The organism is Acinetobacter sp. YWS30-1, assembly GCF_033558715.1.
Taxonomy (GTDB): Bacteria; Pseudomonadota; Gammaproteobacteria; order Pseudomonadales; family Moraxellaceae; genus Acinetobacter.
The window spans coordinates 680,781-693,296 of the sequence record NZ_CP114606.1 but is presented as its reverse complement, the minus strand read 5'-3'; the positions used below and the strand labels follow the sequence as shown (position 1 = coordinate 693,296).

General features: G+C 44.0%; 12 protein-coding genes. 8 read left to right on the top strand and 4 right to left on the bottom strand.

Annotated features, from left to right (window positions below; genetic code table 11):
- The first annotated feature begins 15 nt into the window (after positions 1-15).
- The 5 genes from O4M77_RS03225 (at position 16) to O4M77_RS03205 (ending at position 3,636) form a co-directional block, all read left to right on the top strand.
- Positions 16-1,080 (top strand): preprotein translocase subunit SecA, encoded by a 1,065-nt coding sequence (locus O4M77_RS03225; RefSeq protein WP_323713814.1) that lies wholly within the window; start codon positions 16-18, stop codon positions 1,078-1,080.
- A 157-nt stretch (positions 1,081-1,237) separates the two neighbouring features.
- Entirely contained in the window at positions 1,238-1,948 is a 711-nt protein-coding gene (gene minC, locus O4M77_RS03220) for a septum site-determining protein MinC (protein WP_180002419.1), read from the top strand.
- Between the two features lie 64 nt (positions 1,949-2,012).
- Entirely contained in the window at positions 2,013-2,825 is an 813-nt protein-coding gene (gene minD, locus O4M77_RS03215; protein ID WP_166137968.1) for a septum site-determining protein MinD, read from the top strand.
- A gap of 2 nt (positions 2,826-2,827) precedes the next feature.
- Positions 2,828-3,100 carry a cell division topological specificity factor MinE gene (gene minE / locus O4M77_RS03210; protein WP_004783265.1) on the top strand — a complete coding sequence of 91 codons (273 nt, stop codon included), beginning with the start codon at positions 2,828-2,830 and terminating at the stop codon, positions 3,098-3,100.
- A 248-nt stretch (positions 3,101-3,348) separates the two neighbouring features.
- A complete protein-coding gene (locus O4M77_RS03205; protein WP_004783267.1) occupies positions 3,349-3,636 on the top strand; it encodes a PA4642 family protein in 288 nt (95 codons plus the stop codon).
- A 61-nt stretch (positions 3,637-3,697) separates the two neighbouring features.
- On the opposite strand, the gene O4M77_RS03200 is transcribed toward O4M77_RS03205, so the two are convergent.
- Positions 3,698-6,748 carry a DNA translocase FtsK gene (locus O4M77_RS03200; RefSeq protein ID WP_180002417.1) on the bottom strand — a complete coding sequence of 1,017 codons (3,051 nt, stop codon included), beginning with the start codon at positions 6,746-6,748 and terminating at the stop codon, positions 3,698-3,700.
- A 238-nt stretch (positions 6,749-6,986) separates the two neighbouring features.
- Here O4M77_RS03200 and trxB point away from each other — a divergent pair, with 238 nt between their 5' ends.
- The 3 genes from trxB (at position 6,987) to O4M77_RS03185 (ending at position 9,598) form a co-directional block, all read left to right on the top strand.
- The gene (gene trxB / locus O4M77_RS03195; RefSeq protein WP_004783272.1) at positions 6,987-7,946 is read left to right on the top strand and encodes a thioredoxin-disulfide reductase; all 960 of its coding nucleotides are present in this window, start codon (positions 6,987-6,989) and stop codon (positions 7,944-7,946) included.
- A gap of 83 nt (positions 7,947-8,029) precedes the next feature.
- Complete coding sequence (aat, locus tag O4M77_RS03190) at positions 8,030-8,761, top strand: leucyl/phenylalanyl-tRNA--protein transferase (RefSeq protein ID WP_034704429.1); 732 nt, start codon at positions 8,030-8,032, stop codon at positions 8,759-8,761.
- Positions 8,762-8,782: 21 nt separating this feature from the next.
- Positions 8,783-9,598 (top strand): arginyltransferase, encoded by an 816-nt coding sequence (locus O4M77_RS03185; RefSeq protein WP_005234302.1) that lies wholly within the window; start codon positions 8,783-8,785, stop codon positions 9,596-9,598.
- A 27-nt stretch (positions 9,599-9,625) separates the two neighbouring features.
- On the opposite strand, the gene rimI is transcribed toward O4M77_RS03185, so the two are convergent.
- The 3 genes from rimI to tuf form a co-directional block, all read right to left on the bottom strand.
- Positions 9,626-10,084 (bottom strand): ribosomal protein S18-alanine N-acetyltransferase, encoded by a 459-nt coding sequence (gene rimI, locus O4M77_RS03180; protein ID WP_323713813.1) that lies wholly within the window; start codon positions 10,082-10,084, stop codon positions 9,626-9,628.
- Positions 10,085-10,197: 113 nt separating this feature from the next.
- Positions 10,198-11,079, bottom strand: coding sequence for a metal-dependent hydrolase (locus O4M77_RS03175; protein ID WP_323713812.1), 882 nt, complete (start codon positions 11,077-11,079; stop codon positions 10,198-10,200).
- A 234-nt stretch (positions 11,080-11,313) separates the two neighbouring features.
- Positions 11,314-12,504, bottom strand: coding sequence for an elongation factor Tu (gene tuf, locus O4M77_RS03170; RefSeq protein ID WP_004781663.1), 1,191 nt, complete (start codon positions 12,502-12,504; stop codon positions 11,314-11,316).
- Positions 12,505-12,516 lie beyond the last annotated feature (12 nt).

The following is a 12,516-nucleotide window of genomic DNA, read 5'->3' as shown; positions in this document are numbered from 1 at the left end:
TTTGCCAGAGAGACTATGAAGAACGACAACCCGGACCTCGTGTCCAGCTCATTTAAGTTTATTCGCAAAGGCACCTGGGGCTGGAAAATTGCACTGATTTATGACATTTTCATGATGGTTGTCATCATCATCAATTTGTTCTGTCTCTGTGCCAATGCCATTCTGATGAGCGATTTTGGGCACTGGTTGTTTGACTTCATTCGCTTGCCTGATGTCTTGCAGTTTTATAAAAGTGAATTACGTCCCTGGGTAATGATTACCGAGGGATGGTTTACCACCTTCCTGATTATTGAACTCATCGTTCGCTGGTTCATTGCCATTGTTATACGCCACCATGCCCGCTGGTGGTTCTTTCCCTTTGTGCACTGGTATGAAATTTTATCCATCATCCCACAGCTACGTTTTCTGCGTTTGTTACGTGCAGTCGCGATTGGCTACAACCTGCATAGCCATGGATACAAAGTCATACCGGCAAGCTGGTATAGACGGGGTAATTTCTACTATAACCTGCTGATGGAAGAACTTTCGAGCCGTGTAGTATTGACGTTACTGGATGGCATTAAACGTGAACTCAGCACCAGCACATCACATAAACAATTAATTGATGATTTGGTGGAACATCACCGTAAATTACTGGCTGTTGCTTTGACAGATATCTTGCAAGAGTCTTTGGGCAAGGAATTACAGGCACAGCGCTTCATGATTTCAAAAAATGTCGGGCAAGTCGTCAATCAGGCCATTGAAGATACACCTGAGCTCACCCAGCTTCTGCGTCTGATTCCCATTGTGGGTGGACGGCTGGAACGCCAGATCCAGAGTATTGGTCAACGTCTGGGAGAAAATATCACTCAAGGCCTGATCGATCCTTTTACACATAGCGGATCACAAGAAAACCCGACTTTTGCCATGATTTCAGATAAGATTAGCCAGATTCAGATTGAACATAATCCACATATTGATAAATTAGTCGAATCGGCTGTTTTTGAAACACTTGAAGCCATTCAAAAACAGGTCAAAGTAAAACAGTGGCAACAGATTTTAGAAGAACACGAACAAAATCAGGGCTCAATAGATAGATGAGTTTTCATTTGTGGAATCGGCTAAGATAAGTGGATTCTATTCGTATAAAAAAATAACTTGGATCGCTAGAGAATTAACGAAATTTGTTCTAGGATTTGCACTATTTACAACATTGCTTCGACATAAAACAGCAAGTCAGAAGTATTAAGGAAAAATTATGGCTGACATACGGATAAAAGGCAGAATGGTCAATGCGCTACGCATTAGCCTCGATACCAATGATCATGATGCAATCCGCCAGCAACTGAAACCAAAATTACAAGCGGCTTTTCCGCCAGGCACATTGGCGGTAATTGAAAGTTCAGTCGACCAGGAACTGATTGCCCTGATCCAGTTACTGATTGATCTCGAAGTTCAGCCTATGGCGGTGACTGAAGGGATTCTGGGTGATCAGGCTCGTGCGATTCAGTTCCCTGTTCTGCCACCAGACCGTCAGTTACAGGAAATTAAGGCGACCAAAGAACAGGTCATGGAAGTCAAATCCGAATCTGCTGCTGACGATGAAAAAGCTGATGCAGCACCGATCGTCGCGCATGTGACTTCTTATCACGATGAAATTCTGCGCACCGGCCAATGCATTGTGCAGAATCAGGGTGACATTATTATTACGGCCGGAATAAACAGTGGTTCAGAAGTGATTGCTTCAGGCAATATCCATATTTATGGCAGCGCGCGTGGCCGTGTGATTGCAGGTGCGGGTGGCAATACTGCAGCGCGTATTTTCTGCCATGCGCTGGAGGCCGAACTGATTTCTATTGCAGGTACTTACTGTGTGGCCGACGACATTCCACCGAATGTTGTGAAAAAACCCGTGCATATTTACTTGAATGATCAACAAGAGCTTGTATTTGAAGCTCTACAATTTTAATGTATAAATAAACACCAAAAACCCCATTTTATAGGGGATTTGAACCATAACAGGAGTGGATTCGGTGGCGAAAATTGTTGTCGTAACATCAGGCAAAGGTGGCGTAGGTAAGACTACAACAAGTGCATCTTTTGCAACAGGTTTAGCCCTACGTGGCCACAAAACTGTGGTAATTGATTTTGATGTAGGCTTGCGTAACCTTGATTTGATTATGGGCTGTGAACGCCGTGTAGTATATGATTTTGTAAATGTTCTCAATAACGAAGCACGATTACAACAAGCACTGATTCGCGATAAAGATATTGAAAATTTATATATTTTACCTGCTTCACAAACACGTGATAAAGATGCTTTAACTGATGAAGGCGTAGAACGTGTAATGGATGAGCTTTCACAGGAATTTGATTATATCGTGTGTGACTCACCTGCAGGTATTGAACGTGGTGCCATTTTAGCCATGTACCATGCAGATGAAGCTATCATTGTGACTAACCCTGAAATTTCTTCAGTACGTGACTCTGACCGCATCATTGGCATGCTAGACAGTAAAACTAAAAAAGTAGAACAAAACGAAGGTCGCATCCGTAAACACCTGTGTATTACCCGTTTCAATCCGGAACGTGCCGATAAACAGGAAATGTTAACGATTGACGATATTTCTAAAGATATTTTACGTGTTCCAACCTTAGGTGTTATTCCTGAGTGTCCAAGCGTTCTACAGGCATCGAATGAAGGTAAACCAGTGATTCACTTTACCGAATCTGCCGCAGGTCAGGCTTATGATGACCTTGTAGCACGTTTCCTGGGTGAAGAGCGTCCTTACCGTCATATTGAAGTAAAACCTAAGGGCTGGTTAGCACGATTATTTGGAGCGTAAACATGGCTGGATTCTGGAGTAAACTTTTTAGTAGCGAGGATAAACCATCAAGCGCACAAACCGCGAAAGACCGTTTGAAAGTCATTGTTGCTTCTGAACAGGGTTTGGGGCGCCGTTTGAGTCAGGATAAAATTGACCAGATGAAGACAGAGATCATGCAAGTGGTCAATCGCTACGTCCGCGGGGTTGATGAACAGCACATTCAGATGCAGGTACGTTCTGAAGCAAACATTGAAATGCTTGAAATGAATATCAATTTACCTGAAGAGCGATAATCTGAATTTTGATTAGTCAAGTAAATTGATTCAAGGCAAAATATGAGCCTCAACAAAGCGCCGCTTTGTTGAGACGCAAGACCAGAAGCTTGGCTTCGCGTAGACTTGATAGTAATTAGTATTTTTTTACCTCATCTCAAAACGTGAAGTGATACTTCGAATAGACAAAGTGCATGATAAGACTTTGCCTCTTGCGAACTCATATTTTGCCTTTTTTCATGCCGAAGAATTACATCAAGGAGATTGCGATGGCATTATCTCAACCAGCGACCTTTAACGAAGAATGGTCAGATGAGCGTGTATATGCCTACCTGAATCAGCTTCCTCCTGCAGGCGTCAATGCAGATTTTCATGTACTTTATCATGCATTCAAGCATATGCGCCCTTTTGATTATGAACGCCTACTAACCAAATTTGTCGCAGACGGTCGCGATCTTAACGCCACCAATCCGGAAGGACAGCGCATTCATGACGTGATTGCCACTTATCCGCGTCAAAGTGCCGAGTTCCTCGCAGTATTAGAAAAATTTGCATAAGTTGTAATGCATAAAAAAGCCTGCTTAAAGCAGGCTTTTTTAATCGCTAGAGATTCTGGATTTAAACCAAGATCTCACGCTTCCCATTGGCACCCATTGAGCTGACAATGCCATTTTCTTCCATCTGGTCAATGATCCGTGCAGCACGGTTATAACCCAGACTGAACTTACGCTGCAAAGATGAAGTTGATGCTTTGCGGGTTTCCAAAACAAAAGCCACACACTGATCATACAGCGCATCTCGATCAGATCCACCATCTCCACCATCCTCAAAGCCGCGACTAGACGGTTCTTCATCAAATGGAGTCAGGATCTCATCCACATAGTTAGGCGCCCCACGTTCACGCCATGCATCACAGATCCGGTTCACTTCATCATCGGCAATAAAGGCACCGTGTACGCGCTCCGGCTCAATTTTACCCGGGCCAAGGAACAGCATATCACCATGACCGAGCAGATCTTCTGCACCACCTGCATCGAGAATGGTACGTGAGTCGATTTTCGAGTTCACACGAAGTGCGACACGTGTCGGAATATTCGCCTTGATCAGACCAGTGATCACATCTACTGAGGGACGCTGAGTTGCCAGTAACAGGTGAATACCGGCAGCACGGGATTTTTGTGCCAGACGGGTAATCATCTCTTCAGCTTTCTTACCGACCTGCATGATCATATCCGCGAACTCATCGGCAACAATCACAATCGATGGCAATGGCGTTAAGCGCGGTGCACGTTCCCCTGCGACTGATTCACTCGCTTTCCAGGTTGGATCAAATAGCTCTTCACCATTGGCAAGCGCCTCTTCTACCTTACGGTTATAGTCGCTGAGCTTACGAATTTTCAGGAAAGACATCAGTTTGTAACGACGTTCCATTTCATTCACACACCAGTTCAAGGCACTGACTGCATCTTTCATATCGGTCACAACTGGGGTTAACAGGTGTGGAATATCGTTATAGTTGGCCAATTCAAGCTGTTTCGGATCGATCAGGATCAGGCGTAACTGGTCTGGTGTGTACTTCAATAGCATCGATAGAATCATCGAGTTAACCGCCACCGACTTACCAGAACCCGTAGTCCCTGCTACCAGCATATGCGGTGCTTTACCCAGTTCAGTAATCACCGGATTGCCCGAAATATCCTTACCCATGGCCATCGACAAAATGCCATCTGGATCATTGAATTTTGGAATCTGTACCAGTTCAATCAAACGCACCATTTCACGGCTACTGTTCGGAACTTCAATGCCGATATAAGGCTTACCTGGAATAACTTCGACTACACGTACTGAAGCCATTGACATCGAACGGGCCAAGTCACGTGAAATATTAGTGACTTTGGAAGCTTTCACACCAGGCGCAAGGTCCAGTTCAAAACGGGTCACGACTGGGCCTGGCTGAGCCTCGACCACTTTAGCTTTAACGTTAAATTCCTGAAGCTTGATTTCCAGAAGTTCTGATAAACGGGATAATTGCTCTTCAGTGAAATTCACTTTTTTGTTCGGATCGACTTTATCCAGCAATTCCAGACCCGGCAATGGTGACAGGTCTTTACGGCGCTCAGCGACCTGCATGGCACGTGACATTGGACGACCAGCGGCATCGGTCAGTGGCGCATCGAAGTCAAACTCGTCTTCATCCTGAGGCTTACCGGCAGTTTCATGCCAAGCTTCAATAAATTCTTCTTTGGACAATGCTTCCCGAACTGCTGCATTGGTCGCTGCGGTTTGAGCTGCTGTCTCTACACGCTGAATCGGTGCCTGAACAAAAGCAGAAGATTGGGCATAACTTGATGCACGTACAGGTGCAGGTTTTGGTTCATCAGCTTCAACCAGTAAATCGTCCAGATCCTCAAAGTCCGCTTCCAGGCTGGTATTTTTAATCGCATGTGCAGCCATAAGTGGAGCAGCCGCAGTTGAGCTGATTGTTCCAGCATCTTCTACAATTCTGAGGGATTTTTCAGCTGCTGCTGAATTGAACGGGCTATGCACATCCGTTGCGGTTTTACCTTGCGGGACTGCGGCCAATAACTCATCAAAAATTTCATCATCATCCCAGTCCAGATTATTCTTGGCGGTAGATGATGATGTCACTTCATGAGCATTGTGATTCGTTGACGCAGCTGCAAATGCATCAGGAGAAAAATCAGCTTGCTCTTCTTCTGCAGCTTTAAGCAAAGCATCGATATCCTGCTTGTGACGCTGGTCTTCATTGGAATGTAACGCACGCCACACCTCCCCTGTTGCCACCACACGATCCGGCTCTACTGTTCGCGGTGCTTGTTCCTGAACAGGTTCTGAAGCTGATGTCTGTACAGGTTCAGAAATATCTTCTTCATAGTGGTGAGGCTGGTGCGATTCTTTATCTGCAAAATCCTCAAACAGGCGTTCAGCGACATGATCGCGAACTACAGGGTCGACTTCTACCAGATCATGCTCAGGTGCGGCAGTGACTGGTACTGTCACTTTTTTGGCAGCTGCTTTTACCGCTTCTTTTTTAATTACAGGTGCGGTACGGTCAAAATCAGACATACCTTCTGGCACATTACGGTAGAACAGGTCTTGCAGATAAGCAGGTGTTGCCTTGAGACTGCTCCAGGTCTTGTTCCATTTCACACCAAATGCCAAGGTAAACAGAACCACCCAAAGCACCAGCAAGAAAAAAGCTGCGCCATAGACAGTTAGTAATTGTTCAAGACTTTGGCCCAGTTCATAGCCAATGATCCCGCCTGAAGAATTATCCAGCGTATCGGCTGGAACTTGCCAGAACAGGAACAGCAACGCCGATGTAGTCAATAACAGGAAGAATTGGGCAGCATAACGGAATGGACGGTTCAGGAAGCTGCGCGGCCACCAGACCTGGATTGCTTCCATAAACAGATACACAGGGATCAGCAGGCTTGCCCAACCGAGAAAACCAAATAACAGGTCTGAAATCCAGGCCCCTGCAACCCCACTGGCATTTGAAACTGTCTGCGTATCACTAGAGATATGCATCCACCCCGGATCAAATGGTGTATAGGTCACTGTTGCAAGAAACAGATAAATCCCAAATGAGACTAAAAATAATGTCATTACTAAGCGCTGTGCATAGGCACTCGACACCGCTGTCATATACTGTCCTGTAACCAATTCTTCATGAATATTCTTTTGCTGGTATGCTTCAAAAAAAGCGTCGCAATAAAATGCATATTATGCACCTGTTGCATCAAAAAAGATGCATTATTGTGTACTTCTTCTATATAGCCCAAATCGATTTCGATGATCAATAATATCGACTTTAATCTCACACCACTGTTATACAGTTTCACGTATAATTCAATAAATTTCTAAATAAAAAAGGATACAGCGAATGAGCGCACGTCACTCACGACTGATTATTTTAGGTTCTGGCCCTGCTGGCTATAGCGCAGCAGTCTATGCAGCGCGTGCAAACTTAAAACCGACCCTGATTGCAGGTCTGCAACTGGGTGGTCAATTAACCACAACGACTGAAGTAGATAACTGGCCTGGCGATCCTGAAGGTCTGACTGGTCCAGCTTTAATGGAACGTATGCAGGCTCATGCAGAACGTTTTGGTACTGAAATTGTTTATGATCATATCAATGAAGTTGACCTTAACGTTCGTCCATTCGTCCTGAAAGGCGATATGGAAGAGTTTACTTGTGATGCCCTGATCATTTGTACTGGTGCAACTGCGCAATACCTGGGTCTGGAATCAGAAGCTGCATTTATGGGTCAAGGCGTGAGCGCGTGTGCAACCTGTGACGGTTTCTTCTATAAAGAGCAAAAAGTGATGGTTGTGGGCGGTGGTAATACCGCTGTTGAAGAAGCATTATATCTTTCTAACATCGCTTCTCACGTGACTCTAGTTCACCGTCGTGATACGTTACGTTCTGAAAAAATCCTGCAAGACCATCTTTTTGAAAAAGAAAAAGAAGGAAAAATCAGCATTATCTGGAATCATCAGGTAGAAGAAGTGTTGGGTGATACCACTGGCGTCACTGCGGTACGTTTAAAATCAACTCAAGATGATTCAACTCAGGACGTTGAAGTATCAGGTCTATTTGTTGCTATTGGTCATAAACCAAATAGCACTATGTTCGAAGGCCAGCTAGAACTGCGTGATGGTTATATTCAGGTTCAAAGTGGTACCGCGGGCAATGCCACTCAAACCTCTATCCCGGGTGTATTTGCTGCAGGCGATATCGCAGACAGTATCTACCGTCAAGCAATTACCTCTGCAGGTTCAGGCTGTATGGCGGCACTGGATGCAGAAAAATATCTCGATGCCATGGGCAAATTAGACTAAGCAGCGAAAATAAAAAGACCGTCCATCATGGGCGGTTTTTTTATGTATGATAAAAACAGTCTATTTCAAGATCAGGGTTCTGCATGCATCTTCTTCCTCCTTCACAGTACATTTTCCCCAATCCTGAAGAAGCAGATCTTGAGGGTGAAGGCCTGATTTGTATCGGTGCAGACCTCTCCCCTTCTACTTTGTATGAGGCCTATACCCATGGTCTCTTCCCCTGGTTTTCTGAAGGTGATCCGATCTGCTGGTGGAGTCCGGAACCACGCTGTATTATTCGGCCAGAAGATTATCATCCAAGTAAATCCCTGCTTCGAAGCATGAAAAAACAGGATTATAAAATTACGGTGAATCATGCTTTTGAAAGAGTCATCCGTTCCTGCTCATTGCCTCGCGCTTATGCAGATGAGACCTGGATTAGTGAAGAGATCATTCAAGGTTATTGCGACCTGTTTAATGCGGGTTATGGTTATAGTATTGAGGTTTGGGATGAAGATCGCCTAGTAGGTGGACTCTATGGGGTGACTATCGGCAAGGGCTGTTTCGGTGAATCCATGTTTAGTACCCAAACCGATGTTTCTAAAATGGCTTTCTATGCCCTGATGCTGATTGGCAGAGAAAATCAGCTGCCCTGGATTGACTGTCAATTGGTGAATGATCACTTGATGAGTCTAGGTGCCTGTACAATTTCTCGCCATACATATCTTAAATCGTTACAAGATGTGATAAAACAGCCTGCGATCAATTGGAAAAAGTATCAAGACGGTGTATTTTCAAGTAAAACAATAGCGCAGTCTGCGCGATTAAGTGAATGAAAATAACAGAGGGCACTTGTTATGAACTCTTATCAACCACAGTCCCTACTGAACGATTTACAGTATTATATTACGCCGCCGCATGACTGTAGCTATCTGCCCAACAAGTCCGCGCGCATGGTTTTTCTTGATCCAGCGCACCGTATTGATGTAGTGACGCTGTCCGAGCTTTCTCGTACCGGTTTCCGTCGTAGTGGTGATTTTGTCTATCGGCCTGAATGCCACCTGTGCCGTCAATGTTTATCTTCACGTATTCCTGTTCATGAATTCCAAATGAACAGCTCGCAAAAAAAAGCCTGGAAACGTAATCAGGATTTGACGGTTAAAATTACCCATCCTGAACAGGCCACAGATATACATTACGCCCTCTATGAACGTTATATTAATGAACGTCATGCAGATGGTGATATGTATCCACCTAGCCGTGACCAGTTCGAAAAGTTTTTACTGCAAAGCTGTACCGATAGTTTCTTTCTGGAATTATGGAAAGATGACCGTCTCATCAGTGTATCGACTTGTGACCTGCTCGATGATGGCGTTTCAGCGGTGTATACTTTCTTTGATCCTGATGAGAACCGCCGTTCCCTTGGTGCCTTTGCGATTCTGAAACAGATTGAGCACACTCAAAAACTTGGCTTACAGTTTGTTTATCTGGGCTACTGGGTGCCACATTCAGCCAAAATGAACTACAAGTCTCAATACCTGCCACTTGAATTATTGATTGACGGGCAATGGCGCCGATTAAACCGCACCCTTACCCCTGTGGAGATTGAACATCTGGGAAACTCCTTGATGACGACCTTGCCTAGCGGATGGAATAATCCCATTATCAAGTAATTTAGTCGTCAAATAAGAGCTGGAATATTATTTAAACAGGCTGGCAAAATCATCAGTACAGGACTTCACCATAATAATGGCATGTTCCCGAGTGCCATTCGAATTCGGATAATAGTTCTTGCGCAGATCAATCTGATGAAAACCGGTTTTTTCATACAGTTTAATTGCAGCAGTATTGCTTTCCCGTACTTCCAGAAAGATTTGTACTGGACTATTTTTCAATAATGCAATTGAGGCATCTAGCAACTGATAACCTAAACCTTTGCCCTGTTGCGCAGGATCAATTGCCATCAGTAATAAATTGGCTTCATCCAACACCGGCTGTAAAATGCAGAACCCTACGACTTGCCCTGCTTGTTCAATCACAGTGCTTTGATAGGCAGTAACAGCATCTTCAAATTGTTTAAAGGTCCAGGGATGGGATTGTACTTTGATTTCAATCTTGGCAACAGCTGGCACATCCGCAGCTTGCATCAAACGAATCATCTTCGTTCATCTTATCTAGAATTAACCTCCGCATTATAGAAACTTTATTTAAAAAATCGAGCAAAAAAAAGAGCAACTTAGGTTGCTCTTCAGTCTTTTAATCTAGTTTTAAATTAAAGGCCCAGTTTTTGTTTCCAGCTTTGTAATAAGCTATGGGTGTCATGATCATTTGGATGAAAACCAGGTTTAAAGTACATCAGCATTTCTTTACCCATACCGGTAATAATTCCTTTAGATGGGCTATAACCATAAGTATAGATTTCTTTTAAAGCTCCAAGACTTAACTGACGGTCTTCTTTCAATAAACGCAATACGAAGTAGCTTTGTACAAAGAATAGCGTGACCATCGCTTCAACCAGTGAAGTGGTACGCAGTAGATAAGATTTTAAACCTTTACCGAAAACACCTTCGAATACATCATAGGCCACGGCCTTATGTTCATTCTCTTCAATTGCATGCCAGAGCCACATGGTTTTCATGGTGTCATCTTTCATCAGTTCCTGAATATGCTGATTGGTCAGTAACTGAGATGCAATGGTCGCAGTAAAATGTTCTAGTGCAGTCGTCGCAGTGAGGTCGACCATTTCCTGGGTAATACCAACTGGCTTACCGACTGCCGCAAAGATTTTGCGTGCAGTTTGAATGACTCGGTCAGTATAATGATCTAGCGTATCAACATCATGGCCATGGCGTTGCGCTGAGGCATTAAAGCCAACATGTTCCTGGGTATGCATGGCTTCCTGACCAATAAAGGCAGAAATTTCTTTTTGCAATGCTTCATTGTCTTTAATTGCTGGGTGCTGACGTACAGCGCGAACAGAATCAATAAAGAATTTTTCGCCTGCCGGGAATAATGCAGAGAGTGCAGTCATAAAGTGAGTCAGTCCTGCTGAACCATTCATCCAGTATTCTGGCACTTGATCAAAATCAAAACTCATACGACGTACCGGAAAACTTGCGCCTGCACGATTGGTAATTTTCACTTGAGCATTCATACACTTACTCCCATCAGTTCTATATAGAGCTGAAATCTAATTATTAAAATTCTTATAGTTATATTACTGCGTTGAATTTTTCACATAAGGGTAGATAAGGTCAGTGAAATATCACTTAAGGACAGCTTGTAAATATATTGTTAGACAATTTAAATATGCTTGAAAATGAGTAGGTTGAATTTACAGATATAAAAAAAGCGTCCCAAAGGGACGCTTTTTTCACACAATCAGCGATTATGCAGTTACTTTAGCAACTACACCAGCACCAACTGTACGACCACCCTCACGGATCGCAAAACGTAGACCTGGGTCCATTGCGATTGGGTGAATTAGTTCTACTGACATTTCTACGTTGTCACCAGGCATAACCATTTCAACGCCTTCTTTCAAAGAAATCGCGCCAGTTACGTCAGTTGTACGGAAGTAGAACTGTGGACGGTAACCGTTAAGGAATGGAGTGTGACGACCACCTTCGTCTTTAGAAAGTACGTATACTTCTGCATCGAATTTAGTGTGCGGTTTGATAGAACCTGGTTTAGCAAGTACTTGACCACGTTGTACGTCTTCACGTTTAGTACCACGAAGCAAGATACCACAGTTCTCACCAGCACGGCCTTCGTCAAGAAGTTTACGGAACATTTCAACGCCAGTTACAGTAGTCTTAACTGTGTCTTTGATACCCACGATTTCAACTTCTTCACCAACTTTGATGATACCAGTTTCAACACGGCCAGTTACAACTGTACCACGGCCAGAAATTGAGAATACATCTTCGATTGGCATCAAGAATGCTTGGTCGATTGCACGTTCTGGTTCTGGGATGTAAGAGTCAAGCGCTTCAACAAGAGCTACAACTGCATCTTCACCGTATTGACCAGCTTCACCGTTAAGTGCAGCAAGTGCTGAACCACGGATTACAGGAGTGTCATCACCTGGGAAGTCGTAAGTAGAAAGAAGTTCACGAACTTCCATTTCAACCAGTTCAAGAAGCTCTTCGTCGTCTACAAGGTCGCATTTGTTCAAGAATACAACGATGTAAGGTACACCTACCTGACGAGAAAGCAGGATGTGTTCACGAGTTTGTGGCATTGGACCGTCAGTCGCAGCACATACAAGGATCGCGCCGTCCATCTGAGCAGCACCAGTAATCATGTTTTTAACATAATCGGCGTGGCCCGGGCAGTCTACGTGAGCGTAGTGACGAGTTGGAGAATCGTATTCTACGTGTGAAGTATTAATTGTAATACCACGTGCTTTTTCTTCTGGTGCAGAGTCGATTGCAGCGTAGTCTTTCGCTTCACCACCGAATTTTTTAGCACATACAGTTGCAATCGCAGCTGTTAAAGTTGTTTTACCATGGTCAACGTGACCGATTGTGCCCACGTTAACGTGTGGCTTATTACGTTCAAACTTAGCCTTAGCCATGTTCATCTTCCT